The sequence below is a fragment of the Vibrio sp. 10N.261.54.E10 genome, from assembly GCF_002877735.2.
In the GTDB taxonomy this organism is placed as follows: Bacteria; Pseudomonadota; Gammaproteobacteria; order Enterobacterales; family Vibrionaceae; genus Vibrio; species Vibrio crassostreae_C.
Genome location: NZ_MCXE02000001.1, coordinates 583,602 through 608,561, shown reverse-complemented (window position 1 = coordinate 608,561; position 24,960 = coordinate 583,602). Strand labels below are relative to the sequence as shown.

The 24,960-nt window shown below is 45.9% G+C and carries 24 protein-coding genes; all 24 read right to left on the bottom strand.

Translation table 11 applies throughout. From position 1 onward, the window contains the following. Positions 1 to 207: 207 nt before the first annotated feature. Positions 208 to 1,338, bottom strand: coding sequence for a flagellar biosynthesis protein FlhB (gene flhB / locus BCU07_RS02695; protein ID WP_017060671.1), 1,131 nt, complete (start codon positions 1,336 to 1,338; stop codon positions 208 to 210). A 9-nt stretch (positions 1,339 to 1,347) separates the two neighbouring features. Beyond that, positions 1,348 to 2,130: a flagellar biosynthetic protein FliR gene (gene fliR, locus BCU07_RS02690; RefSeq protein ID WP_017060672.1), complete on the bottom strand. Its 783-nt coding sequence runs from the start codon at positions 2,128 to 2,130 to the stop codon at positions 1,348 to 1,350. Between the two features lie 6 nt (positions 2,131 to 2,136). Beyond that, positions 2,137 to 2,406, bottom strand: coding sequence for a flagellar biosynthesis protein FliQ (gene fliQ, locus BCU07_RS02685; protein ID WP_029235191.1), 270 nt, complete (start codon positions 2,404 to 2,406; stop codon positions 2,137 to 2,139). 11 nt (positions 2,407 to 2,417) lie between these two features. Continuing rightward, complete coding sequence (gene fliP / locus BCU07_RS02680; protein ID WP_170791796.1) at positions 2,418 to 3,347, bottom strand: flagellar type III secretion system pore protein FliP; 930 nt, start codon at positions 3,345 to 3,347, stop codon at positions 2,418 to 2,420. Then, on the bottom strand, positions 3,334 to 3,774 hold the full coding sequence (gene fliO / locus BCU07_RS02675; protein WP_050652153.1) for a flagellar biosynthetic protein FliO: 441 nt from the start codon (positions 3,772 to 3,774) through the stop codon (positions 3,334 to 3,336). The genes fliP and fliO overlap by 14 nt, the downstream gene beginning before the upstream one ends. Continuing rightward, positions 3,774 to 4,184, bottom strand: a complete 411-nt coding sequence (gene fliN / locus BCU07_RS02670) for a flagellar motor switch protein FliN (RefSeq protein ID WP_004736208.1) — start codon at positions 4,182 to 4,184, stop codon at positions 3,774 to 3,776. The genes fliO and fliN overlap by 1 nt, the downstream gene beginning before the upstream one ends. Positions 4,185 to 4,213: 29 nt before the next feature. Beyond that, positions 4,214 to 5,260, bottom strand: coding sequence for a flagellar motor switch protein FliM (gene fliM, locus BCU07_RS02665; protein ID WP_017060676.1), 1,047 nt, complete (start codon positions 5,258 to 5,260; stop codon positions 4,214 to 4,216). A gap of 7 nt (positions 5,261 to 5,267) precedes the next feature. Next, positions 5,268 to 5,756: a flagellar basal body-associated protein FliL gene (fliL, locus tag BCU07_RS02660; RefSeq protein WP_017060677.1), complete on the bottom strand. Its 489-nt coding sequence runs from the start codon at positions 5,754 to 5,756 to the stop codon at positions 5,268 to 5,270. A gap of 90 nt (positions 5,757 to 5,846) precedes the next feature. Continuing rightward, complete coding sequence (locus BCU07_RS02655) at positions 5,847 to 7,976, bottom strand: flagellar hook-length control protein FliK (protein WP_102429083.1); 2,130 nt, start codon at positions 7,974 to 7,976, stop codon at positions 5,847 to 5,849. A 182-nt stretch (positions 7,977 to 8,158) separates the two neighbouring features. Further along, a complete protein-coding gene (gene fliJ, locus BCU07_RS02650) occupies positions 8,159 to 8,596 on the bottom strand; it encodes a flagellar export protein FliJ (protein ID WP_017060679.1) in 438 nt (145 codons plus the stop codon). Positions 8,597 to 8,615: 19 nt separating this feature from the next. Beyond that, a complete protein-coding gene (gene fliI, locus BCU07_RS02645; RefSeq protein WP_102429082.1) occupies positions 8,616 to 9,935 on the bottom strand; it encodes a flagellar protein export ATPase FliI in 1,320 nt (439 codons plus the stop codon). Continuing rightward, a complete protein-coding gene (gene fliH / locus BCU07_RS02640; protein ID WP_017060681.1) occupies positions 9,935 to 10,735 on the bottom strand; it encodes a flagellar assembly protein FliH in 801 nt (266 codons plus the stop codon). The genes fliI and fliH overlap by 1 nt, the downstream gene beginning before the upstream one ends. Positions 10,736 to 10,859: 124 nt before the next feature. After that, on the bottom strand, positions 10,860 to 11,921 hold the full coding sequence (fliG, locus tag BCU07_RS02635; protein ID WP_017060682.1) for a flagellar motor switch protein FliG: 1,062 nt from the start codon (positions 11,919 to 11,921) through the stop codon (positions 10,860 to 10,862). Continuing rightward, positions 11,914 to 13,656, bottom strand: coding sequence for a flagellar basal-body MS-ring/collar protein FliF (fliF, locus tag BCU07_RS02630; RefSeq protein ID WP_017064120.1), 1,743 nt, complete (start codon positions 13,654 to 13,656; stop codon positions 11,914 to 11,916). The genes fliG and fliF overlap by 8 nt, the downstream gene beginning before the upstream one ends. Positions 13,657 to 13,672: 16 nt before the next feature. After that, the gene (fliE, locus tag BCU07_RS02625) at positions 13,673 to 13,984 is read right to left on the bottom strand and encodes a flagellar hook-basal body complex protein FliE (RefSeq protein WP_017060684.1); all 312 of its coding nucleotides are present in this window, start codon (positions 13,982 to 13,984) and stop codon (positions 13,673 to 13,675) included. Between the two features lie 132 nt (positions 13,985 to 14,116). Then, a complete protein-coding gene (locus BCU07_RS02620; protein WP_017060685.1) occupies positions 14,117 to 15,526 on the bottom strand; it encodes a sigma-54-dependent transcriptional regulator in 1,410 nt (469 codons plus the stop codon). Between the two features lie 33 nt (positions 15,527 to 15,559). After that, positions 15,560 to 16,600 carry a sensor histidine kinase gene (locus tag BCU07_RS02615; protein ID WP_017066378.1) on the bottom strand — a complete coding sequence of 347 codons (1,041 nt, stop codon included), beginning with the start codon at positions 16,598 to 16,600 and terminating at the stop codon, positions 15,560 to 15,562. A 184-nt stretch (positions 16,601 to 16,784) separates the two neighbouring features. Next, positions 16,785 to 18,251, bottom strand: coding sequence for a sigma-54 dependent transcriptional regulator (locus BCU07_RS02610; protein WP_102429081.1), 1,467 nt, complete (start codon positions 18,249 to 18,251; stop codon positions 16,785 to 16,787). A gap of 228 nt (positions 18,252 to 18,479) precedes the next feature. Further along, positions 18,480 to 18,890, bottom strand: coding sequence for a flagellar export chaperone FliS (gene fliS / locus BCU07_RS02605; protein ID WP_004736194.1), 411 nt, complete (start codon positions 18,888 to 18,890; stop codon positions 18,480 to 18,482). Between the two features lie 12 nt (positions 18,891 to 18,902). Continuing rightward, entirely contained in the window at positions 18,903 to 19,208 is a 306-nt protein-coding gene (locus tag BCU07_RS02600) for a flagellar protein FliT (RefSeq protein ID WP_048661524.1), read from the bottom strand. A gap of 3 nt (positions 19,209 to 19,211) precedes the next feature. Then, on the bottom strand, positions 19,212 to 21,239 hold the full coding sequence (gene fliD / locus BCU07_RS02595; RefSeq protein ID WP_102429080.1) for a flagellar filament capping protein FliD: 2,028 nt from the start codon (positions 21,237 to 21,239) through the stop codon (positions 19,212 to 19,214). A gap of 22 nt (positions 21,240 to 21,261) precedes the next feature. Continuing rightward, positions 21,262 to 21,687 (bottom strand): flagellar protein FlaG, encoded by a 426-nt coding sequence (gene flaG, locus BCU07_RS02590; protein WP_017066380.1) that lies wholly within the window; start codon positions 21,685 to 21,687, stop codon positions 21,262 to 21,264. Between the two features lie 81 nt (positions 21,688 to 21,768). Then, positions 21,769 to 22,899: a flagellin gene (locus tag BCU07_RS02585; protein WP_017060691.1), complete on the bottom strand. Its 1,131-nt coding sequence runs from the start codon at positions 22,897 to 22,899 to the stop codon at positions 21,769 to 21,771. Positions 22,900 to 23,486: 587 nt separating this feature from the next. Next, entirely contained in the window at positions 23,487 to 24,620 is a 1,134-nt protein-coding gene (locus tag BCU07_RS02580; RefSeq protein ID WP_120459687.1) for a flagellin, read from the bottom strand. Positions 24,621 to 24,960: the final 340 nt, after the last annotated feature.

Below are 24,960 nucleotides of genomic sequence, written 5' to 3'. Positions count from 1 at the left end.
TCTAGACAGTTTCGCTATGTTGTAGCTCTCTGAACAAGTGGATTAGGTCTTAGTCAGGGCTGTTTGCTATGGGCTTATAATGTTCAGGCTACTACAGCAAACACTGTACCAACATCTCACGTCAAATTATCGCCATCACCTCTATAAAAGGAAGATTAGCTAGCTCGCTATTATCAGGGTTCATCACGCAGAGCTCAAGCAATTGATCTAATGACGTAAATCAGGTGGGATCGGCATATTAGAATCTTGCAGTTTTGGTCGCTCACCACCTCGTTTTCGGTACTGTTTAAGCTGGAAAACATATGCAAGCACTTGTGCAACTGCCGTAAACAGACCGTCAGGAATTTGTTGTTCTAGCTCAGTGGTATGATAAAGCGCCCTCGCCAATGGCGGCGCTGGAACTATATAGATGTCGTTTGCACGCGCAATCTCTCGGATCTTCATCGCCATGTGGTCGACACCTTTAGCAACCACAATTGGTGCTTTGTCTTGATTCTGCTTATAGCGCAGCGCCACTGAAAAGTGTTCCGGGTTGGTCACAATCACATCTGCTTGAGGAACGTCTGCCATCATGCGACGCTGAGCCGCTTCCCTTTGAAGCATACGAATTCGGCCTTTCACTTCCGGCTTACCTTCAGTATCTTTGAATTCGTCTTTGACTTCTTGTTTGGTCATCTTCAATTGATCGGCGTGTTGCCAGATCTGGAACGGGATATCAATCGCCACCACAATCAGCAGTGAGCAGCTGATCAACAGGATGAAATTGAGCAAGATATCCAAGGCATGAAAGATGTTCTGCGGGTACACATCCATACTCAGCTGCATTAAATCATGCTGAGAGGCTTGAATCAGATAAATCGCCATCCCCGATACGAGCGCTACTTTAAGAATAGACTTGAGCAGTTCAACCCAACTTTGCAGGCCAAACATACGCTTGATACCACTCAGTGGGTTGAGCTTAGACGCCTTTGGCATCGCCGCTTGCATTGAGAAGTTAATCCCACCGACACCCGCAGCGCCGATGACGGCAGCAACAAACAAGGTTATCAGTATCAAAAACAGCGGGAACAGCAGGTTCACCAGTGCACCACCGGCAATTTCTAAGAGTTTATTGGTGTCAAAGATCTCGTCGCGACTCAAAGAGAACAGGCGTTGCATCGCCTCGAACAAAGCCTTCGCCATCGATTCGCCAAACCACATTAATGCAATCGCACCGACAATAAGTACCGACGCTGACGCTAGCTCTTTTGACCTTGCAACCTGCCCTTTCTCTTTGGCCTGTTGCAAGCGTTTGGGCGTGGCGTCTTCTGTGCGTTCTTGACCGTCTGACTCTGCCATTTCAGTCTCCTAGCAATCTAACCGGATTAGACGACATATCTGTTGTTCGCCCTGCATCCAAAATAGCTCATAGTGACTATATAAGCCGCCAAGGATGTACCAACAAAGCAACAGACCCACGAGTAGCGCAAATGCAAAACCCAAAGAAAAGATGTTTAATTGAGGTGCCGCACGCGTCATTACACCAAAAGAAAGGTTAATCGTTAGCAGCGCAATAATCCCCGACAATGACATCGCTAATGCCGTTTTGAACATGATGCCGAGCCACAATGCGAGCTCTCGAAAATCCACAGAGGTTAGAGAGCCACTGCCAATCGGCAAGGTCTTAAAACTAAACACCACCAGCTGCAGCATTTTCAAGTGACCATCGGTCGCCAAAAAAAACATGGTCGCTAGCAGCATGAACAGCTGACCAAGTACCGGCGTGTTTTGCCCGTTAGCCGGGTCGACCATTGATGCAAAACCCAAGCTCGATTGCATACCGAGGATCTGACCCAGCATAACAAAGGTTTGAATCATGAACTGGGTAACAAAACCCATGGCCACGCCAATCACAATTTGCTCGAAGACAGTCAGGAAGCCTTGAAAGGACAGAAGTTCAATCTCTTTGGGAACGGCCGGAATCGCAGGCATCACCGCAAAAGTGATCGCCAAGCCTAAATACAGACGAATACGCGGCGACACGAAGCGTGCCCCTGTTACCGTCATCACCATCAGCATCGCTGAGATGCGAGTGTATGGCCAAAAATAATTGGCTAACCACTCTAGTACAAGGCTCGTTGGATATTCCATATCGGTTTAATACAGAACTTGCGGCAAGCGTTCGATGAGCTCAAAAAAGAACTCCATCATCATCTGGGTCATCCAGTGTGCGAATAGCATCAACGCCAACAAAGTTACGATCAAACGCGGCAGGAAACTCAGGGTTTGTTCGTTGATTGAGGTCGCAGCTTGGAAAACAGCCACAACCAAACCGATCAGCAGGCTAGGAATAATGATGGCGCAAACCATGATTAATACCATCCAAAGGGCATCTCGGAACAACTCTACGAATATTTCAGGATTCATTATTCCCCCAGCTACAAGGCAAAACTGCCGGCGAGTGTGGAGAGTATCAAGTTCCAGCCATCAACAAGAACAAACAGCATCAACTTAAACGGCAGCGATACAATCATCGGTGACAACATCATCATACCCATAGCCATCAATACCGATGCCACCACCAAGTCGATGATTAGGAAAGGCAAGAACAGCATAAATCCGATTTGGAAAGCCGTTTTTAATTCCGATGTGATAAATGCTGGAATCAGAACCGCCATCGAAACATCTTCAGGGTTAGTCACTTCCGCACCAGAAATCTCAACAAAGGTTTCAAGATCTTTGATTCGAGTCTGTTTAAGCATGAAGGATTTAATCGGTTCTTGGGCAACATCAAATGCCTGTCGTGCCGAGATCTGTTCATTAAGATATGGCTGAACTGCTTGTTCGTTCACTTGGTTAATCACTGGCGACATGATGAAGAAGGTCAAGAATATCGCAATACCAATAATGACTTGGTTAGACGGTGTTTGTTGTAGACCCATCGCCTGACGCAAGATAGACATCACTACCACAATACGAGTGAACGATGTCATCAAAATCACCATCGCCGGCAAGAAGCCAAGCATGGTCATTAACGCGAGAATTTGCAGGTTAATCGAGTAGTCTTCACCGCCATTGGCATTGGTTGTCATGGTAAAGGCAGGTATGCCGCCACCATTGCCAGTTAAGCTGCCCGTGGTCATGGTTGTCGATTTGGCTTGGTCTTGTTCCATCGTGCTGATAGTCACCGATTCCGAGCCAGCGGTATTCGCAGGAATGACGGTGCCGTCTTCAGCTTGTGCAAATACCGACACACTGAATACGATTGAGCATAGGAGAATAAGCTGAACCAACCACACTTTCACCGCTCGGAAAGCTCCGGCTTGGTGAAAGTAAGAGGAGTTCAAAAGTCCGTTACTTGTTTGCATCTTTTTTTATTAGCTGGGAAAGCTGACTTGAAAATGTACTTTTTTCCAGCATCTCCTGAGTAAGAGGTTTATCGAGCTTAGAGATCAGCTGAATCGATTGTGTGGTAATCCCTACCAAGAACTGTTCATCACCCGCTTGCACAATAGCGATACGCTCTTTAGTACCAACAGGGATTTGCCTAACAATCGCCAAACCTTGTTGATTCGACATCGCAGGTACTTGCATTCGCTTGAGTAGCCAAGCAATAAATAAAATGAAGGCTATAACGAAAATTAGCGACCCAAAGGTGGTCGCTAAATCGAGAGAAGGCGGTGTTGCTGCAAAAGCAATGGAAGGAACCGTTAATAGCCCTACTCCCAAGATTCCTCGTAACAAACCTGTCATTCCGAGAGAAGAGCCCGCAAGTCTTTGAGACAAAAAACTCATTAACGCAGCTTCTTAATTCGTTCTGTTTGGCTAATAACGTCAGTCAAACGAATACCAAATTTGTCATTTACTACAACCACTTCACCGTGAGCAATCAGAGTACCGTTAACCATCACATCTAGTGACTCACCAGCAATTCGATCAAGCTCAACAACCGAGCCTTGGTTCAATTGGAGTAAGTTACGAATACTGATCTGAGAGCGACCAACTTCCATCGAAATAGTCACTGGAATATCCATAATGGTATCCAGCTTACGACGCTCATCTTCAGAAATCGGAGATGATGAATCGGTTAGCTCATCAAGTGGTGCCGCAAGCACATCATCAACATCAATTGACGGCGCTAAAGGATCTTCACCAAGTGCTGCAGCCCATTCGTCTGCTAGCTTTTGATCTTCACTAGGTTCCATTACCAATTCCTATACTTTTATCTATTTTACTATTCGTCGTCATCATCACTGTTTTCGAGCTCAGACAATAAGTCTTTACCTAGAAAAGCGAGATCAGTTTTAACCACATGTGGTCTTTGAATTTTTTCCGAAATCTGTACTGCAAGCTTCTCACCAGAACGGCCCATTTTCACACGATAAGTCGGCAGTTCTTCGACAAACATGGTTGCGTGCTCAGGCATGTTCATTGGGATAACATCACCAGGGCGCAGCTCCATCAGATCACGAAGGGAAATATCTTGCTCTAGCAAATTCACGCGGAAATTGACGGGCACATCCATGATCTCATCACGCAGTGCGGTACTCCAACGAACATCGGTTTCCATCTTGTCTGATTGAACACCCGCATCAAGCAGTTCACGGATCGGCTCAACCATGGAGTAAGGCATGACAACGTGGAAGTCACCACCACCGCCATCCACTTCAATGTGGAACGAACTCACAACAATCACTTCGGTTGGGCTCACAATGTTCGCCATACTTGGGTTCACTTCGGAATCCAAGTATTCAAACTCAACCCCCATCACTGGCGACCAAGCTTCTTTGTAATCTTCAAAAACAATTTTCAGCAGTAACTGAATGATTCGTCTTTCAGTAGGCGTGAATTCACGACCTTCAATCTTGGCGTGGAAACGACCATCACCGCCAAAAAAGTTCTCTACGAGAATGAAAACCAGACGAGCTTCCATGGTGATGAGTGCCGTACCTTTCAATGGACGGAAACGAACCATGTTTAAACTGGTGGGTACATACAATGTGTTTTGGTACTCACCAAACTTCATCATCTGTACGCCGTTGATCGACACTTCAGCCGTTTTACGTAACATATTAAACAAGCTGATACGCATATGACGTGCGAAGCGCTCGTTAATAAGTTCAAGGGTCGGCATTCGACCACGGACGATTCGATCTTGAGATGAGAAGTCGAAATTGACCGCATTGTCATTTTCGGTTTCTAAGACATCTTCAACTTCTTCAACATCATCAACGCCATGTAACAGCGCATCAATTTCGTCTTGGCTTAATAAATCGGTCACAAATTACCTATTGAATTACGAAGTCAGTGAATAACACTTTTTCAATCACAGGCTGGCCAACAGCTTGAGCCAGGCTTGCTTTAATATCTTCTGTTGCCTTATTACGCAGTTCCACGCGGCCTGTTGGTGAGCGCAATTGATCAACCGTTGCCGAAGCGAACGTGGCCAGTAGCGTACTTTCTACAAGTGGAGAGTGGTAACGAGCCAGGTCTTCATTCTTACTGCCACGTACCATGAGCTGTGCTTTTATCTGAACTAGGCGATCTTTTTTGTCACCTGTCACATTAAACAAGAAGGGCTGAGGAATATTAACATACATAACCGGCTCTGCAGCGACCACAGCCGTTGCTGGCTGAGACTGAGATTCAGAGGCGCTATCGTCAGAACCTAAGAAAAAGTACAGCGCACCACCTATACCAAGCAGTAACACAACTACGGCAATAATAATTATAAGGAGCTTGCTCTTCCCTTTAGGTGCATCTTGTTCTTCGGCCATATCTTACTCTAACTTCCTGTTCTTGCGATTAACTGATGGTTCTTTTTATTAACTGGTTTTTTCTATTAACCAAGCGTTCTTAGCCTGATATTAGGCATAATAACTAATTCCATCACGCTTTGATGCGACATTCAATTCAAGATTGCTGTCACTATCAAGGTTTTCATCACCTTGCGTATCATTTGTGCGGTTAGCGCCGGATTGTTGCTCACCATTGTTGTATCTATCTTGTCCCTGACCGGAGTTCTGTTGTTGAACAGACGAATCGGCAAGCTGCAGACCTTGCTGAGCAAGCATCTCTCTCAAGCGAGGTAAGGTTTGTTCAATCACATCTCTCGCTTGCTGATTACTCACCGTAAAGTGCACGTTTGCCACGTCATTATTCATGGTCATGCGGATTTTCATTTGGCCCAATTCTGGTGGGTCGAGACGAATGTCCAAGTTCTTAAGGTTCTTAGACATCATCATTTGTACTTTTTCAGCCACTTGCTCATTGGCTAGCTCTTTGGTGAGCTGTAAGGGCGCTTGTTGAGCAGCTTGAATTTCAGCTCGCGTAGGTGCTGAACCCACCGTTGCCGTACCTTGTGCACCAGCCGCAGAAGCGATCTGCTGAGCAAAGGTCGAATCTTTAGAATCTTCTTTAGCACCCGCTTTACCCAAACCAGACAGTGCTGCTGCACCGGCGCCCGCTTTAAGAAGCGTATCAGTCGAGCCTGCTTTTGTGGCAGCTGGCGTTGCATTCATCGCCATTCCTTGCGCGGTTAAAGCTGGATCCAACGTTGCTTGCTGCTGAGGTGAAGCCACATTAGCTTGTTGAGCTGCGGCCTGTTGGGCTGCATGTGCATTATTGGCGTGCAGCATTGCCGCCTTGTCCGTAAGAGCATTGTTTGCTGATTGAGAAGCGGCCTGCGCTGACACTTGTTGTGTAGCCGTCGCTACAGCTGCTGTTGATGCTGCCGCAGCTAAGGCTTTAGTTTCGCTTGAATCCGTATTATCCCAATCGATAGCAGTGGGTTCACCAGACGCACTGTTCGCAGCCGGAGCTTGACTTAGCAAAGCTGTTACTTGTTGTTGAACGTTAGCGAGCTGTTGATTCAACAGGTCTAGGTTAGAGGTCGCTTTAGCCAAAGCGGCTTGCTCATCAACCGTCAACTTAGCGCCACTTTGTTGCTTATCAAGCAAGCTATCGACAACAGACTGCTCTGATTCGATTTGTCCATTCAATTGGTTTAGCGCTTTGGTATGGGCATCTACTTGCTTTGCCAGTTCAATATCCACGGCTGACAATGCTTGGCTCTGCTCGGCAGCAACCGCACTAGCTGCATTCTTTTGGCTCAGCTCTCGGCTCATACTGGCTTCAATTTGTTCTGGAGTGACGCCTTTATCCATCAACTGTCGAATTTCAGTATCAGTTAGCTGAGAAACACCCTTACCTCCGGTAAGTACAGCGATTTCAGAATCGACTTCAAGGCTCTTCTCCTGATTTGCAGCCTTAGCTTGTTGTGTCGCCTTATCCGTAACGGAAACTCCTGCAACAGAAGCACCGGTGATATTACCTTGGGCTTGTTCTACCTGACCTTGCTGAGGCAAGCCTTTGCCGTTTGGCGCTTGATTTAGGGTTTTGTTTGCCTCATCCAATTGACCAAGCAATTTATTGCCTTCGCTCATCGCTGCATTGGCTTGCGATGCCTGCGTAGCACCATCTACCGCTGATGGACCCTGAGTTTGGGATTGAGCAATATGTTCTTTAGATTCGTTAGTCGTATCCTGCGCATCTTTACCATCTGCCTTATCTGCAACAGTCTTATCAGCGACAGTGCTATCAGTGCCCGAATTGGCTTTGAGCTGAGCCTCAGATCCAGACGCAGCCTCTGCTGATGTTTTATCAGCAGCTTTCTCGCCTTCTACTTCTGAAGCTGCTTGCTTGCTTTGCGCTTCGCTCACTTCGTCAGTAGCCTTTGATTCAGCGGAATCACCTTTGTTCGCTTCGGCTGACGCTTCACCTTCGGTAGATGTCTGTTTAGTATCAGGTTTCGCAGTGCTTTCTGTGTCTTTTGCTGCGACTTTACTGTCACTTTCTTCAAAGCCGAGCGCTTCTTTAAAGGACTCAAAGAAACCTTTAGAGTCGCCGGTTTCTTCTACCTTGGAAGAGGCAGAACCGGTGTCCAACAACGATGACATTTTGTTGGTCGCTGAATTTGAGGAAAGACTAACATTCATATATACAAGCTCTATCTACTAGCTTTGCTGCCATGAATCAGGCAACAAAAAGAAAGTCGGATGCTTTTCATGCCTTTGGTGGGCATAACGCGCAATTTTATATAAAACGGAGCAAGAAACATGCCTATAAGTTCGGTTTTCACAATATAGAGAACAGCACTGACGTCATTCGTGGCTTAGGATCACATCTTCTTTCGGCTGTATAACAGAGTCGAAAACTCATCCATTTGCTTTTGTTCTCTTCGATCTTGCAGCTTTGCTTTCTCTTTCTGCTTTTTCTCCATCAACCACTCGTAGGATTTACGTTTTTTGCGTAACTCCATCCAGTAGCTTTGGCAGTTGTCGACTTGATTTTTAAAGTGGTGCTCGGCTTCTCTCTGTTTGGATAATGTTTCATCCAACTGAGTTAAGAAGCGGTTCAAGTGACCATATTGGCTCGCCGTTAAGCCTGCCTTGCCGCGGTCAACGAGCTGCTGACAGTAATCCAGTCGATACTTTTCAATCTGCGCAACCTGCTCATAGTAGCCTTGCAGCTCAGAGTTCGCTTTGTTGAGCGCAAGTACCGCTTGGTTCTCTTGATCTTTGGCTTGATCGAGCAAAAATTCTAATGCGTTATCCATGACTAACCTTATTCACCCGTTAGCCACCCAATACATGTTTCAACATGTTGACGCACATGTCGTATGGGACGGTCTCTTTCATCTTCTGCTGCAAGTACTCATCCAGTTTTGGTTTCAACGTGAAGGCACTATCGATTGCTGGATCCGTTCCTGGCTTGTAAGCACCAATCGACACCAAATCTTGGTTTTTACGGCAGATAGACAGCACTTGCCTTACCGCTTTCGACATCAAGACATGTTCTTCAGTGGTGATTTGCGGCATAACACGACTGACGGATTTCTCAACGTCAATCGCTGGGTAGTGACCGGCATCGGCCATCTCACGAGATAACACAACGTGACCATCGAGAATTGCTCGCGACGCATCCGCAATCGGATCTTGTAAGTCATCGCCTTCGGTTAACACGGTAAAGAAAGCCGTGATAGAACCTTGTTCATCATTGCCGTTACCTGCTCGTTCCACCAGCGCAGGAAGCTTAGCGAAGACTGATGGCGGATAGCCCTTGGTTGCTGGCGGCTCACCCACAGACAGAGCAATTTCACGCTGAGCTTGAGCAAAACGGGTCAATGAATCCATGAGTAGCAGAACATCTAAGCCTTGGTCGCGGAAGTATTCGGCGACAGCCAACGCGGTTTGACAGCCTTTTAAGCGCATCAATGGTGATGAGTCGGCAGGAGCGGCAACAACAACCGAACGCTTACGGCCATCTTCACCAAGAATCTCTTCAATAAATTCTTTAACTTCTCGTCCACGCTCACCGATTAGGCCTACGACCACTACTTGCGCAGTTGTGCCTCGAGTCATCATGCCCAGAGTTACGGATTTACCGACACCAGAGCCAGCAAACAGACCGATACGTTGCCCTTTACCCACGGTTAGCAAACCATTAATGGCTTTCAAGCCGACATCGAGTGGTTCAGAAATCGGTTTACGAGCTAACGGGTTGATTGGCTCCGCATTAAATGAAGCGCGTTGCTCTGTATAGATTGGACCTAAACCGTCGAGTGGATTACCTACGCCGTCGATCACTCGACCGAGCAGTTCCATTCCAACAGGGATACCACTTTCGGTAGTCATTGGCGTGACGCGAGCGCCAGGTAAGATCCCGGTGATTTGCTCACTCGGCATCAAAAATAGGTTATCGCCAGAGAAACCGACGACTTCGGCTTCCATCTGACCAGACATGGTTTCGACTAAACACAAACTGCCGATTGGCGCTTTACAGCCGGTCGCTTCAAGCGTTAAGCCAACAACGCGTACTAATTTACCAGAGGCAATTGGTCGCGATTTTAGCCCCTCGACTTTGTACTGACTGAGACGATTCACTAACTCAAGCATTACTCATGACCTTGGTGACGATTTGCGCCGCAGAAATTTTGAATAACGTTCTTTACACGATCTTCCATGCGGTAGTTAACGCTCGACTCACCCGCTTCAATTTGTACATCACCACGGTTGAGTGCTGGCTCTGCGACCAGCGTCCAATTACGGCAGTCCAATTCAGTCTCGCCATACGCAGAGCGAATGATCGCCACATCTTCCGGATTGAGTTTCAATGTGATTGCGTGACCAGAAATCGGCAACGACTCTACCGATTCTTTAACGGTATCTAATATGATTTGTGGGTTGGTTTGCACTTCAACATGAACCACTTCTTTGACCATGGTAAGCACCATGTCGACCAATTGCTTCTCCACCTGAGCGTTCATCAACTCTAAGGGTTGAGCGAACTGGTTTGCCAGCCCCATGAAGACGGCCACCTGCTGTTGAATGTACTCTTGACCCGCGGTTACGCCTTCAAGCTTGCCGGCTTCGTTGCCTTCTTCGTGACCGGCAGCAAAACCTTCTTCTTTGCCTTTTTCATAGCCTTGCTTAAAGCCCGCCTCTTGGCCTTGATGCAGCCCTTCCTGATAAGCGCCTTGTTTAATCAGCTCGATTTGCTCTTCAGTCAGAACCAGCTCTTCATCTTCAATGGCTTCTTCAACCGTTGGCATCCAACTAGGGTCGTAGTTAAAAGCGGTTTCTTTGGCTTGTTTGCTCACGTCAGAGGTGTAGTCAGGCAGCCCCCATTTCTGAGGTTGGGCAACCGTATTATCTTCTTCAGGGCGAAGGAAGCCGCGTTTTCTATCACCTGACATATCAGTACCTATCTATGAGTGGCTTAACTGTATTGTGAATTCAAGCAGTTAAACTGAGTTAATCTGTGGTTCGAGATTGGATAAAGAAAAGCCCCAACAGTGTGGGGCTTTTGAGATTTCTGTATTAAAGGAACTCGTCGGCGCCACCAGACAGCATAATTTCGCCACTGTCTGCCATCTTCCTCGCGATACCCAAAATCTCTTTCTGAGCCGCTTCAACATCAGAGACTTTGACTGGCGGCATCGCCTCAATATCGTCTCTCATCATATCGGCAGCACGTTTAGACATGTTCTTGAAGATCTTCTCACGTAGACCTTCATCTGCACCTTTAAGTGCTTTCTGTAGAATATCTTGTGGAACATCACGTAGTAGTCGTTGAACACCTTGGTCATCAACTTCAATAAGGTTTTCAAAGACAAACATCAGATCTTGAATCTGTGTTGCCATGTCTTCGTCTTGGTCACGGATTTGATCCATCAAGACGCCTTCCACGTTGTTATCCATGTAGTTCATGATCTCAGCCGCGGCTTTCAGGCCACCAATTTTGGCAGCTTGAGCACCCGCTTGACCCGCGAACTGTTTCTCCATGATTTCATTCAGTTCAGCAAGCGCCGAAGGTTGAACTTCTTCAAGGTTGGCAATACGCATCATCAGATCCAGACGAACTCGTTCTGGGAACTGAGACAGGATCTCAGCCGATTGATCGGCATCGAGGTACGACAACACAATAGTTTGAATTTGAGGGTGCTCGTTGATGATAATGCTCGCCACCTGACGAGGATCCATCCACTTAAGCGAATCCAAACCTTTCGAACCTGTGCCGAGAAGGATTTGGTCAACAAGGTTATTCGCCTTGTCTTCACCCAGAGCAGCAACTAACGCATTACGCATGAAGTCTTCGCTGCCCATACCAATGTTGGTGTACTTCTGAATATCATCTAAGAAAGCACGGTGCACAGCGCCTACTTTCTCTTGGGATAGGTCTGTAGCTCGCGCCATCGCACTACCCACACGCTGAACCTGCTTTGGCTCTAGGTGACGAATAATACCAGCAGCATCTTCTTCATTTAAACTGAGCAACAAGATCGCAGCGCGCTCATCGCCTGAGATAGAGCCGATATCCACGCTAGAGACATCAAGCACTTCACCGCCTTCAGTTTGTTGTGGAACTATTTCGTTAGCCATCTACCATCCAATTCTTAACTACTTGAGCTGCTAGCTCTGGTTCATTCGCTACAAGTGCACGTACTGCTTTCAGCACGTCCTCGTCTTTATGAAGGTTTGGTAAGTCGATACTTGAACCAAATTCAAACAGCTCACCACCTTCAATATCACCACCAATTAAGCTGGTTTCGCCGTCGGCACCAATTGGCATGCCATCAGGTCCGTACATCTGTTCATCGTTGTCTGCTGCTGGGTTAAGCAGTTTCTTCATTGCAGGGCGAACAAGTACCAACACCACCACAATGATAACCAAGGCACTTGCAAACCAACGAACCCAATCATTGAAGTTTGGATGCTCCCAGATTGGCACATCAGCAACAACATCTGTTACTTGAGGTGCAAACTGCATGCTTAATACGTTGAGCAAATCACCACGAGTTTCATCAAAGCCCACCGTACCAATCAGTACTTGGCGAATCGCATTGATTTCGCTCGCCGGGATTGGCGTATGAACCACTTCACCCGTATCTGGGTTCAAGGATTGGCGGTCTTTGATCGCAACAGAAACCGTCTGACGATTAACCGTGCCGCTCTGTTTACGTTCATGACTGATGGTGGTGTCTAGCTCAAAGTTTCGAGTCGCTTCTTTGTGAACAGAGCCTTGACCTGTCATCGCGCCGTCTTTCATCTGAGCCACATCTTGTGGAATTGAGGCATCCGCTGGAGGCTGGTTACTCAACGCACCCGGAATACCCGCCACCGTATTTCCATTGTTGTAATCTTCTAAGGTGTATTCACTTCGAGTCGCCGGTGTATTCGGATCAAAACGTTTTCTGGTTTGCTCCACAGCACTGAAATCGAGCTGGATATCAACCTGAGCGGTGTAGTTACCAAACCCAAGAATAGGAATCAGGATGGAGTCAATTTTTTCACGCAGCGCTTGTTCTTGATTGCGCTCTAACTCGTGTTCTTTACGACGCGCCGCTGACATAGGGTCTTGAGAGCCTGAGCTCAACAATCGGCCATGCTGATCGGTCACCGTAATACGTGAGGTTTTCATTCCCGGAACGGCACTTGCCACCATATCCACAACAGAATCAACTTCTTGCTGCTTGAGGTTAGTACCTGTTTTTAGAGTTAGGAATACAGAAGCAGAGGCTTCTTGATTATGACGTACAAAAACACTCTGCTTCGGCAGGGCCAATAAAACCTGAGCTTTACGCACCTGTTTCATCTGCTCAATGGCTTTGGCAAGTTGTCTTTCGCGGCTTAATTTAAGGCGTTCTTGTTCTAAACGTTGTGATACACCAAAACCCATGTCTTGCATGAGGATGTCATCACCCGCGTTTCGCTCTTGATTCAAACCCGCTCGTACCATATTAAGCTTTAATGAGTTGTACTCACTCGCCGGTACTGAGATGGTATTGCCTTCAAGCGTGTACTGGATCTTTTGCAGATCCAAGTAATCAAGAACGGGGATCAATTCTTCTGTTTCGTAAGCCCCTAATGGACGCATTTCTGGCTCTTTTACCCAGAAAAACAGCATCACAATCAGCGCTACACAGATAGAGATAGAAAGGACTAAGACGACCTGACGAAGTAAATCAAGATCACCGACAGCCATATCGAACTTCGATGAACTGCGTTCACCTAGATCGGGATTTTGCCCTTCTCCGTCTAGCTCAGAGCCTGCAATAAGTGCATGGTCGTTGCTATCGCTTACGGTTAAATCTGTTGTTTGACTATTATCTGCCACTATTTAACTACCCAACTTATACCGGCATATTCATCAGCTCTTTGTACGATTCGACCAATTTATTTCTAATTTGGATCGTCGCCTCAAAAGCCACACTAGATTTATTACGAGCAATCATCACGTCCGATAGGGATACGCTTTGGTCGCCACTATCAAAACGAGCTTGAAGATCACCTGAGGTCTTTTGTAATGAGTTCACATTATTGATGGCATTAGTCAGCATGTTGCCAAAATCTGCACCGACCGCTTGCCCCGTTGCTGCGGGACGCGCGCTGGCAGCTTCGACCATCATTGCCTGCATTTCGCCTTGTAAACCATCTATTCTCATCTACTACCTCAGGAGTCAAAATTATGACCATCTATTTAGCTATATTATTGACAGAGCAATTAGCGTGCCACACATTTAATTGACTAGATATCGTATTATACTAGTCAGAAAGCTGACACTACTAATCTATCCTCAGTTTGGGATATCTATTCCAGCATCGCGCATTTTAGCCAACTTGTAACGCAGTGTACGAGGGCTAATGCCCAGTTTTTCAGCCATATCTTTGCGTCGGCCATTACATGCAATCAGGGTTTCAAGAATGATCGCATACTCTTGATCTCTAAGCTCATTACCTAACCCTTCGCTGCTAGCCGCGATTTTATTGATTGGGTTTGCTTCGGCAATAGGCTTAATTTCTGGCGCAGCTACGTCACTGCCTTCGACGATTTGTTGTAGGCTGCTTGCGTCTTGCCAATCGACACCTTCAAGAAGGATATGCTCACCAGAGATGTTCTCTTGTTCGCTCAATATTAGCGCACGCTGTACCACATTGTCTAATTCGCGAACATTGCCCGGCCACGGATAATTGACGAGTTTGCTGATCGCTTGTGCTGACATAACGGGTACAGGCATACCAAGTTTGGTGCAGTGGCGCTCAACTAAGTGCTTGGCTAAAGGCTCAATATCGCCTTTACGCTCGCACAATGGAGGCCAAGAAATTGGGAATACATTCAGGCGGTAGTATAAATCCTCACGGAAATTCCCTTCAGAAACATACTGTTTAAGGTCGCGGTTACTGGTCGCTAATACACGAACATCCAATTTGATGCTCTTACGACTACCTAATCGCTCAACTTCGCGCTCTTGCAAAACACGCAGTAGTTTGGCTTGTAGGCTAAGATCCATTTCACTGATCTCATCCAACAGAATTGTACCGCCCTGCGCTTGCTCGAATTTCCCCGGGCAAGCTTGAATAGCGCCAGTAAATGCGCCTTTTTCATAACCAAACAGGGTCGCTTCTAACATGTTGTCTGGGATCGCCGCGCAGTTAATCGCGACAAACGGGCCATCTTTTCGGCTAGAAGCATTGTGAATGTAGCGAGACATCACCTCTTTACCAGAACCACTCGGGCCCAACACCATGACGTTGGCATCGGTTTTCGCAACTTTATCAGCCAGCATCATTAGCTTGATACTTTTTTCATCAGCAACGATAGCGTCGCCGTTGTCATCCGACTTTACAGGCGCATAACGGCTGACCATGTTGAGCAGCACTTCTGGCGCAAATGGCTTTGCCATATAGTCGATAGCGCCCTCTTTCATTGCAGCAACGGCATCTTCGATGTTGGCGTACGCTGTCATTAGCAATACCGGCAAATTTGGCCAATGCTGCTTAATGTTTCTCAATAGTGCCAAGCCACCCATGCCCGCCATCTGCACGTCAGATACGACAATATCAACGGAGTTCGATTTTAATTTGACCAGAGCATCTTCCGCACAATCCGCTTCCAGCCATTCATAGCCAGCAAGCGCGAGTGTGTCGACAAGGGCTTCGCGTAGACCTTCATCATCTTCGACGATTAACACTTTGCTTTGAGCCATAGGATTCTCCAGTGTAAATTCAGTTAAAACTTATTAGTCTTCAGAAGAAGCACTTCTTTCAAGCGGTAGACACATGGTAAAGCATGCGCCGTCGCCTTCTTCTGATATCAATTCCAGTCGGCCTTCATGTGCTCGACATACCATTTGTACAACCGCTAAGCCTAGACCTGTACCTTGTGAACGAGTGGTAAAGAAGGGTTCCATTATTTTACCTTGAAGCTCTTTCGGTACGCCGGGGCCACTGTCTTGCACTGATATCTTAAGCTCGCCATTTACGGGCCTAAAAAACACATCGATCTGCGATTCCTTACCCGCAATTTGAACCGCGTTCAACACTAGGTTGCTTAACGCTGAGGCGATAGCATTGGCGTTGCCGAACATTTGAGTCTGTTCGCCCTCAACTTCTTGGCAATAATCAATCTGGTTAGTTTTCAATGCCGCTTCCACCATAGGGTGAAATTCAGTGATCAATTCAGCCACAGTAAATGGCTTAACGACTTTGTTGTCACCACCTTTGGCAAACAACAGCATGTCGTTCACTTGCTTCTCTAAGTCATGCAATCTATCCATAAGCTTAGATTGAAAACGCGTTTTTGTTGCCGGCGGCAGATTTGGCGCGGCAAGGTTTGATGCATACAGCATCGCACTTGAAAGCGGCGTTCGCACTTGATGGGCAAGCGAGGCCACCATTCTACCTAATGAAGACAAACGCTGAAGATCACTCACGCGAGACTGCAATAGTCGGGTCTCGGTCAGATCGGTAATCAAAATCAGCTGACCCGTGGTAGAGGCTGAAATCGCCAAACGCACTTTTCGCCCGTTCTTCAATGAGATCTCATGACCGTCATCGTCTTTTGGGTCAAAGGCACTTTGAATCACTGAAAACCACTTCTCGCCAACCAACTCAACACCAAGAATACGATGCGCTTCAGGGTTCGCTTCTCTCACTTCGCCGTGTGTATCTAACAAGATAACCCCTGCTGGCATCACGTCGAGTACTTGCTTATAGCGCTCAACCTGCTGTTCAACAGAATCTAGGTGTGATTGATTTTCTGGTTCGTTAGATACGCACATGTCAAAAATTTGCCTCAAATACTAAAACAGCCTGAGACGTACAACACGAGTCAGGCTATTTGCTATATTTATCACATAGTTAAGCAAGCAACAACTCGACTATGGTTTATCTGTTCACTTAGCTAGAGTTACCAAATAGCTAAAAAGTGTGTGCTAGTTTTTCGTTTTCATCGAAAACTGGACACTATCGCTGCAAGTTATATTTACGCATTTTTTCAACCAGAGTGGTTCTACGCATTCCAAGCATGTCAGCAGCACGAGCAACAATGCCGCCCTGCGCTTCCAACGCTTGATTGATCATATTCACTTCCATATCCGCGAGTAGCTCTTTCAAGTTAACCCCTTCTGGCGGTAACTCTTGAGGCGCATTAGCATTGTCGGCAATATCATCTTGCTGATCAAAACTGAAATCTTCTGAGAATAAGTCAGCAAGTGCATCACGCTCTTGCTCTTCTTCAGATACAAAGCTATTAAACTCAGGCTGGAACTCAGGAATATCGCTGTATCGATATTTAGTTGGAAGGTGATTCACATCAACCAAGCTGTTTGGATACAGGATAACCATTCGCTCAACCAGGTTCGCTAATTCACGAACGTTACCTGGCCAGTAGTGCTCCATTAGAGAGTTAATCGCACGAGCGGTAAAGCAGATAGGCATGCTGCCTTCCGCTTCCATTCGAGTCATCAACTCTTGAAGCAACAGTGGAATATCTTCTTTACGGTCCTGAAGCGCCGGCATTTCGATTGGGAATACGTTCAAGCGGTAGTAAAGATCTTCACGGAACAAATCATCATCGATCATATCTTCAAGGTTGCGGTGGGTTGCCGCAATCACACGAACATCAGCTTGTATGGTGCTGTTACCACCGACGCGTTCAAAGCATCGCTCTTGCAGTACACGCAACAACTTAACTTGCATCGCCATTGGCATATCGCCAATTTCATCAAGAAACAGTGTGCCACCCTCAGCCAATTCAAAACGACCTTTACGTGCGGTAATCGCACCAGTAAACGCGCCCTTCTCATGACCAAACAATTCACTCTCAAGTAAATCTGGTGGGATAGCACCACAGTTTACCGGCACGAAAGGCCCAGTACGACGTTTAGAGTGATAGTGAATATTACGCGCTACAACTTCTTTACCGGTACCAGATTCACCAAGAATCAGCACGTTCGCTTCCGTAGAAGAGACTTGTTCAATTAAGTGACGTACTTCTTGAATGCCAGCACTTTGTCCTACTAGGCTACGAAATAGAGTGTTCTTGCGTGCCGAAGACACCACTTGAACACCTTTGCGACCTAAGAAGTCTTTACAGTGTCTTAATGCATCACTTAATTGAGGGTAGTTAAGAGGAAGTTCAAGCTCACCAACATAGTTAGTCAACTCGTCAACCGGGTGATTGTTTTTGCCAATCACCAGTAAAGGGATGTGATTGGCGTGAACAAGCTTTTCATTCAGTAATGCGTTGAAGCCTTTACCTTTAATGGTACCAATAATGCAGCCGGCCCACTGTAGTGACCAGTCAACTTTACGTGCTTGTTCAGAGCTGATTACTTCGCAGCTCTCTCCTACAAACTCTAATATTGTGCTTAAATTGTGACGATCTTGAGCGCTATCGTCGACGACAAGCAGTTTTGCCAAACCTTGCATAAGTAGGAATTATTGCCTTTATTTTGGTGCGATGCGGAAAAACGGTGAGCGACGTAGTCTATAAAACAATGAAAAGTATCAATGATTATGATCTACGTGGACAAATTTAGGAAATCAGCAACGAAAAAAGCCATTAGGCTATCTAATGGCTTCTATTTTATTTGATTAAAAAAATAAGGCAACCAACCAATTAAGGGATATGAGATTGGTTAAAACTGCAATTTTTCTTTAAATACCTACGTCAGCAGACGTCAAGTTGTGATATTCGTTCGGAATTTGGTCCCAAGCGCTCTTAATTTCGCGAATAATATCGATAACATCATCAATAGGCTGTGGGTCATTTTTGTGATTTGCCGCAGAAATTTGCGTGATCATGAACTCATAAAGTTGATCTAGGTTTTTCGCAATATCGCCACCATCGTCCATAGATAGGCAACTGCGTAGGCTAATAATGATATCTAGAGCCTTACCAAGTCGCTCACCTTTCACCGGGATGTTACCCGCTTGCATTGCCGCTTTACCTTGAATCAAACGCTCGATAGCACCTGCCATTAGCATCTGTACAATCTTATGCGGTGAGGCAGCCGTTAGCTGACTATCCACTGATACCTTTTTATATGCCTGTAAAGAACCGCGCATAGTAAACCTCTTCTATAAAAACTTTTTGTATTGTTGAACTGATTTAGCACCGTGACGATATTTGTGTAGGGCCTTACCTACTCGACTCGTCTCAGACTGCATCAATTCGACTAATTTTCTGGTTCTGATAATGGCTTCAAACCATTCAGAACTTTGCTTAACGTCGGGGTGTGAGTCGATTATTTGAAGCACGTTTTGCAATAACTGTTCTCTGTTATCGACAAGCAGCGTTATTTCTTCAGCATTAATTTCACTAAATTCAAGCTTAGAGAGAATTAATTGATCGAGTTCACAAAGCTCTTTTAGCTGGCTATTCATCTATTAGCCCAACGCATTCATCATACTGCCCAACTGAGATTGCATCTTACTGGTCGCATCTTGCATGGCCGTGAACTTAGAGTGGGTACGGCTCTCAAGGCTGTCCATGCGGCGGTCAAGCGCGCTTTGGTCATCTGCTAGGCGGTAATTTTGCTCGACCAAGCTCTTTTCTCGAGTACGGATTGAACCCGTGATACCTGTAATGCCTTGAATCGCGTCTTCCACTTTTTTGGCGAAGCCGTTGTTGCCACCAAAGAACTCACCCAACTTATCAAAGTTATTGTTAAGTTGACGGTCAAGCATGTCGTAGTTGATTTCTAACGAGCCTTGTCTTGTGGTCGTGATACCAAACTCGGTCAAAGATTTTAGGTTATCAGGCGCGCCTTCAATGCTTGATGAGAACACACCTTTTAATCGTGAGTCGGCGTTACGCACGGTACTGTCACCAGACAGCGGGCCTTTTTGGCCAGTCGTTGGGTCAACACCCGCCAAGTTTTTAGACACTTGGTAAAACTGATTATAAGAATTAACAAAAGCTTCAATGTCTTGGCGAACACTATTACGGTCGTACTCCACACCAATTTCTGCCGGCGGCTTATCTTTTGGCGTTTTTCCTTTCACCGTAATATCAATACCTTCAATGGCATCTTCAATCACATTGTTATTACTAGAGAGTTGAGCAACACCATCTAGGACAACCATAGAATCTTGGCCAGCCTGAACTTCAGTCATTCCACTATAGGTATCAAAAGATTGCTGTGCTTGTTCAAGGTCTGCTTGCGCTTTATCGACCTTCTCTAAGAGCTCGCGCTCTTCGGGTTCTAATTTGGCACGCTCAATTTTCTTGGCTTGCTCTGCGGTGAGTTCGCCTTTTTGAACTTTCTCAGCCAACTCCGCTTTTTCTTGTGAAATCTTCTCTTCGATACGCGCTTGCTCAGCCTCAAGCTTTTGTTGGGCTTCTTTCGGTGTCACGTATGAATCGGTCAGAGTACCTGAGGCAGCATTTGACCACCCCGGCACATCGGGTGCCTTCTTTATCGCTTTTTCATCAAGCTCAAGTTCTGGTGTGTAGTAAGAATCTAAAAGCGTACCTGACGCGGTTTCAGTCCAGCCAGGGATATTATCTTCAGGCATCACAGACTTTGCCGCTTGAGCTGCGTCTAGGGCGGCTTGGCCGTCGGCGGCTGCTTGCTCACCGTAGCTGAGACTTTTAGAGTCTCCGTCAACATCTGAAGTAGAATCGGTTTGGGCTGCTGGGATGATATTGCCATCTTTATCGAGTGTTTCATTCGCATTTGGGTCATCGCTAGCGATCACTTCATCGATGAGTTCAACGGCTTTTCCTGCAGGGGTTAGAGCTAGAATATCTTGAGCAGCAACGCGCGCTTTCTCTAGCGCTTTAACACGTTCTTCAAGCGTTTTGTATTCGAGTTTTTTTAAGGGATTGGCAGCATCTGACTCAACATTAATGCTGATCTGCTGATCTGAACCAGACTGGTTCGAGGCAATAATAAGTCTTGGACCTTCGACATCGTTGATAATAGATGCACGAACGCCTGGGTTGCTATCTGCACCGTTGATACCATGAACAACTTCGATAAGTCTCGATCTGTCGCCAACTTGCACGTCAAAGCTGTCATCACCAAGCGAAACCTGCAGCTTACCTGGGCCAAATTTCATGTCCTCTGACAGTACATCAGAAGCCACTTTATGGCTTTGGGCAAGCTGCAACACATCGATGGCATATTTGCCAGCGATCGCTTCGGTAGTCGCGGTTGCAGAGACAAGCGCTTCATCGGTACTTTCCACTGTTCGCACAGCAAAAGCTTTTTCCTGACGAAAGTTTGTCATCAGGTTTTTCATCGAATCAAGGGATTCTCTGAGTCTTCCATAGGCACTAATGCTGGTATCGATTCGCGTTCGTTCATTGTCGATTCGTTGCTGTTTAGGTACACGCTCCGAATCAACAATTTTGCTGACCATGGAATTGATATCCATGCCAGACGAAATCCCCATTGGGCCAAAACTCATTAAATCACCTCAATAATACGACTTAAACCTTCACCTCAAATATTCGACTATTCGAGTTTTGGGCTGCTAGGCGTCTTAGAATTTCAAGCATTTCTTCATCAGGGATCTGGCGAATAATATCACCGGTTGTGGTCTCATAAATGGTAACCACATCTCTCCCAGATTCTTCATCGACCTTAAAAGCCACACCTTTATTGAGAGAGGAGATAAACTCGTTTACCTTCTCCACCATTTTGACTCGCTCTTCATCATTTAACTCTTGTCTATGTTGAGCTAATTGAATCGCCGCTTCGGTAGCTTCCTCTTTCGATTTCTCTACCTTGTCATAAGATGTTGCTTCTTTTAGTCGCGAAAGACTCGACGCACTACTACCTTCATCGCTTGCAATTTTAATGCCATTAGGTGAGCCATAAGGCTGGATGTTCGATGCGTTGGATGATATTTCCATAACACTCTCCCTCCCTCCTTTATGAGCCAAACAGTAAAACTCTACCCAGAGTAGAGTTTACCGCTACTTACCGAGGTAAGTTTAGCCCAATAAGCTTAGAGCTGCTGATGGTGACTGTTTTGCTTGAGCTAGGATAGAAGTACTCGCCTGTTGTAGGATTTGAGACTTAGTCATAGCCGTTGTTTCTTTCGCGTAATCGGTATCTTTGATACGGCTCTTAGACGCATTAACGTTTTCGTTGATATTGTCTAAGTTACTGATTGCGTGGTCAAAACGGTTTTGGAAAGCACCTAGAGAAGCACGTTGGCTATCAACAGATTTTAGTGCGCCATCAATGATAGATACCGCTTCGTTTGCACCAGCAACCGAAGTTACATCGATGTCGTTAACAGTAACATCTTTAGCTCCACCAATACCTAGCTCGCCCGCAAGGCTGCCACCAAACTCCACGTCACCCTCAACTTTTTGACTTGAAGCGAAAAGTTGCAGTTTACCGCCTTCACCCACAGACGCTTTAACGTCTTCACTTTGACCGTTGATGTAAGTTGCTAGCTCTTCAATATCGTTGCCTTCTTTCGCAGAAATGGACAACTCTTGAGCTTCACCAAATTTATCATTGTACTTAATCGTTAGATCAGCACCCGCACCTACACGCCAAGAAGCATCTTTGCCTTCTTCTACGCCGTAGCTCTTACCGCCCATTTCTTGAGTATCGGTGCGCATGTTCCCCATAGAAAGCATTACCGCCTCACCAGAATCTGCACCGATTTGGAAAGATTGACTACCGTAAGTTCCGTTAAGAAGCCTGTTACCACCAAAAGAAGTTGTTTCAGCAATACGGTTAAGTTCTTTGTTCAGAGCAGAGACTTCTTCTTGGATCGCAACACGTTCAGATTTGCTGTTTGAACCATTTGAAGATTGAAGAGAAAGGTCACGCATACGTTGCAGAATGTTGGTTGACTCATTCATTGCACCTTCAGCTGTCTGTGCAATAGAGATACCATCATTCGCGTTTTTCACAGCCATATCTAGGCCACGGCTTTGCGACGTTAAGCGGTTAGAGATTTGTAGGCCTGCAGCATCATCTTTTGCGCTATTGATTTTATAGCCAGAAGACAAACGCTCCATTGATTTTTGAGTACCTTCAGCCGCGCTATTCAGGTAGCGCTGAGCCGTCATTGCAGACACATTAGTGTTTACATTAATCGCCATAGTTGATCTCCTTTAGGCATTTTTTAATGCACTTATGTGACTCTCACCTCACACAAATACATGTCAATTTGTTTATGCACCAGTGTCTCTCTCACCTTACATTGGTACATATCATTTCTCTCAATCCCTTTAACGGCCCCTTAATTAGAAGCTTTAATAAAAAATGCGCTTTTTTTCATATTCTTTTCAACAACAAAGGAAAGTGTGATCGGGCTTCAATTAATAGGGCGACATTCGCTAAAGTTGCCCCATTATTTAAGTTAATGAGCGTAGTGTTGAATATAAAGTCAGAAGAGATCCCTGATATCTCGTTCTACTCGATTCTGGGGTGACGAAAGACTGCTTCGATGTAGTAAGCGAGGAAACCATCATTTCCCAATTCCCGTCACTCCCTACAGTGAGGAGCGAGCGTGATAGGGAATCTCGCTTTCCAATCAACGACCAACACCAAAACTCCCCCCTTCTCCAAATTGCAGGCAATAAAAAACCCAGCCGAAGCTGGGTCTGTTTAGCGCTCATCTCTCACCACGAGCTAATTTGTGGAAGCCTAACGTTGACGCTTATAGTCAACGTGGCTTTTTAATCGATTAACCTAGTAGGCTAAGTGCCGAGTTCGGCGCTTGCTTCGCTTGAGCAAGAATCGAGCTTGAAGCTTGAGAAAGGATCTGAGACTTAGTCATCTGAGTCGTTTCTTTCGCGAAATCGGTATCTTTAATACGGCTCTTAGATGCGTTAACGTTCTCGTTAATGTTGTCTAAGTTGCTGATAGCGTGGTCGAAACGGTTTTGGAAAGCACCCAATTCAGCACGGTGGCTGTCTACATACTTAAGTGCCGCATCGATAACAGCTACAGACTCTTGTGCGCCGCCAACTGATGTTACATCGATAGTGTCAACCGTTACGTCTTTACCTGCTTGAATACCTAACTCACCAGCAAGACCACCAGAGAAAGACACATCGCCGCTCACTTTGTTGTTGCCAGTGAACATTTGTAGCTTGCCGTCTTCAGTTACAGATGCTTTAACAGAATCTTGTTGACCGTTGATGTACGTTGCTAGCTCTTCAATGTCGTCACCCGCTTTTGCGCTGATGTCGATTTCTTGTGCTTGACCGAAGTTATCAGTGAACGACATTTTTAGGTCGTTAGAGCCTGATTGAACGTTCCAATCTTTATCTTTCGCGTTCTCAGTTTGGTAACTCTTACCACCCATCTGAGCGTTATCAGAGCGCATGTCTTTCAGTTGAAGCATTACCGCTTCACCGTTGTCCGCACCGATTTGGAATGACTGAGTTCCGTAAGTGCCATTAATGAGTTTGTTACCACCGAAAGATGTGGTTTCTGCGATACGGTTAAGTTCATTGTTAAGCGCAGTTACTTCTTCTTGAATCGCTACACGCTCAGATTTTGAGTTTGAGCCGTTTGAAGACTGTAGAGACAAATCACGCATACGTTGCAGGATGTTCGTTGTCTCGTTCATTGCACCTTCAGCAGTTTGTGCAATAGAGATACCGTCGTTCGCGTTACGTACAGCAACATCAAGACCACGGCTCTGAACGTTCAAACGGTTCGAGATTTGTAGGCCCGCAGCGTCATCTTTTGCGCTGTTGATTTTTGAGCCAGAAGCTAGACGCTCCATTGATGTTTGTTGTGCGCTGTTTGCGTTGTTTAGGTAACGTTGCGCTGTCATCGCTGAAACGTTTGTATTTACATTCACTGCCATGGTGATTTCTCCAATTGATTTTCCGGTATAGCGGTTTCCGACGTCTCGGAAAACCAAGTAGTTCTCTCAAAGTTACTTTTAATAACGGCGCGAAAATCAGAAGCTTTAGAAAAACTTTCAAAAAACCACAAAAAAAATATTAATCTAATATTTATCAACAACTTAATTTTCATCATTTTCTAATACAGCGATAGATTTCAATTGGAAAAAGATCTTAATCTGTTCAGAAAGCGTACGAACCGCCGTCTAAATGGCTCAAGGTCGAGAAATGATCAATCGCCAAAAATCTCCGAGTTAGGCAGATCTTGTGTAATAGATGAGATTATTTATCGTGAAGAAG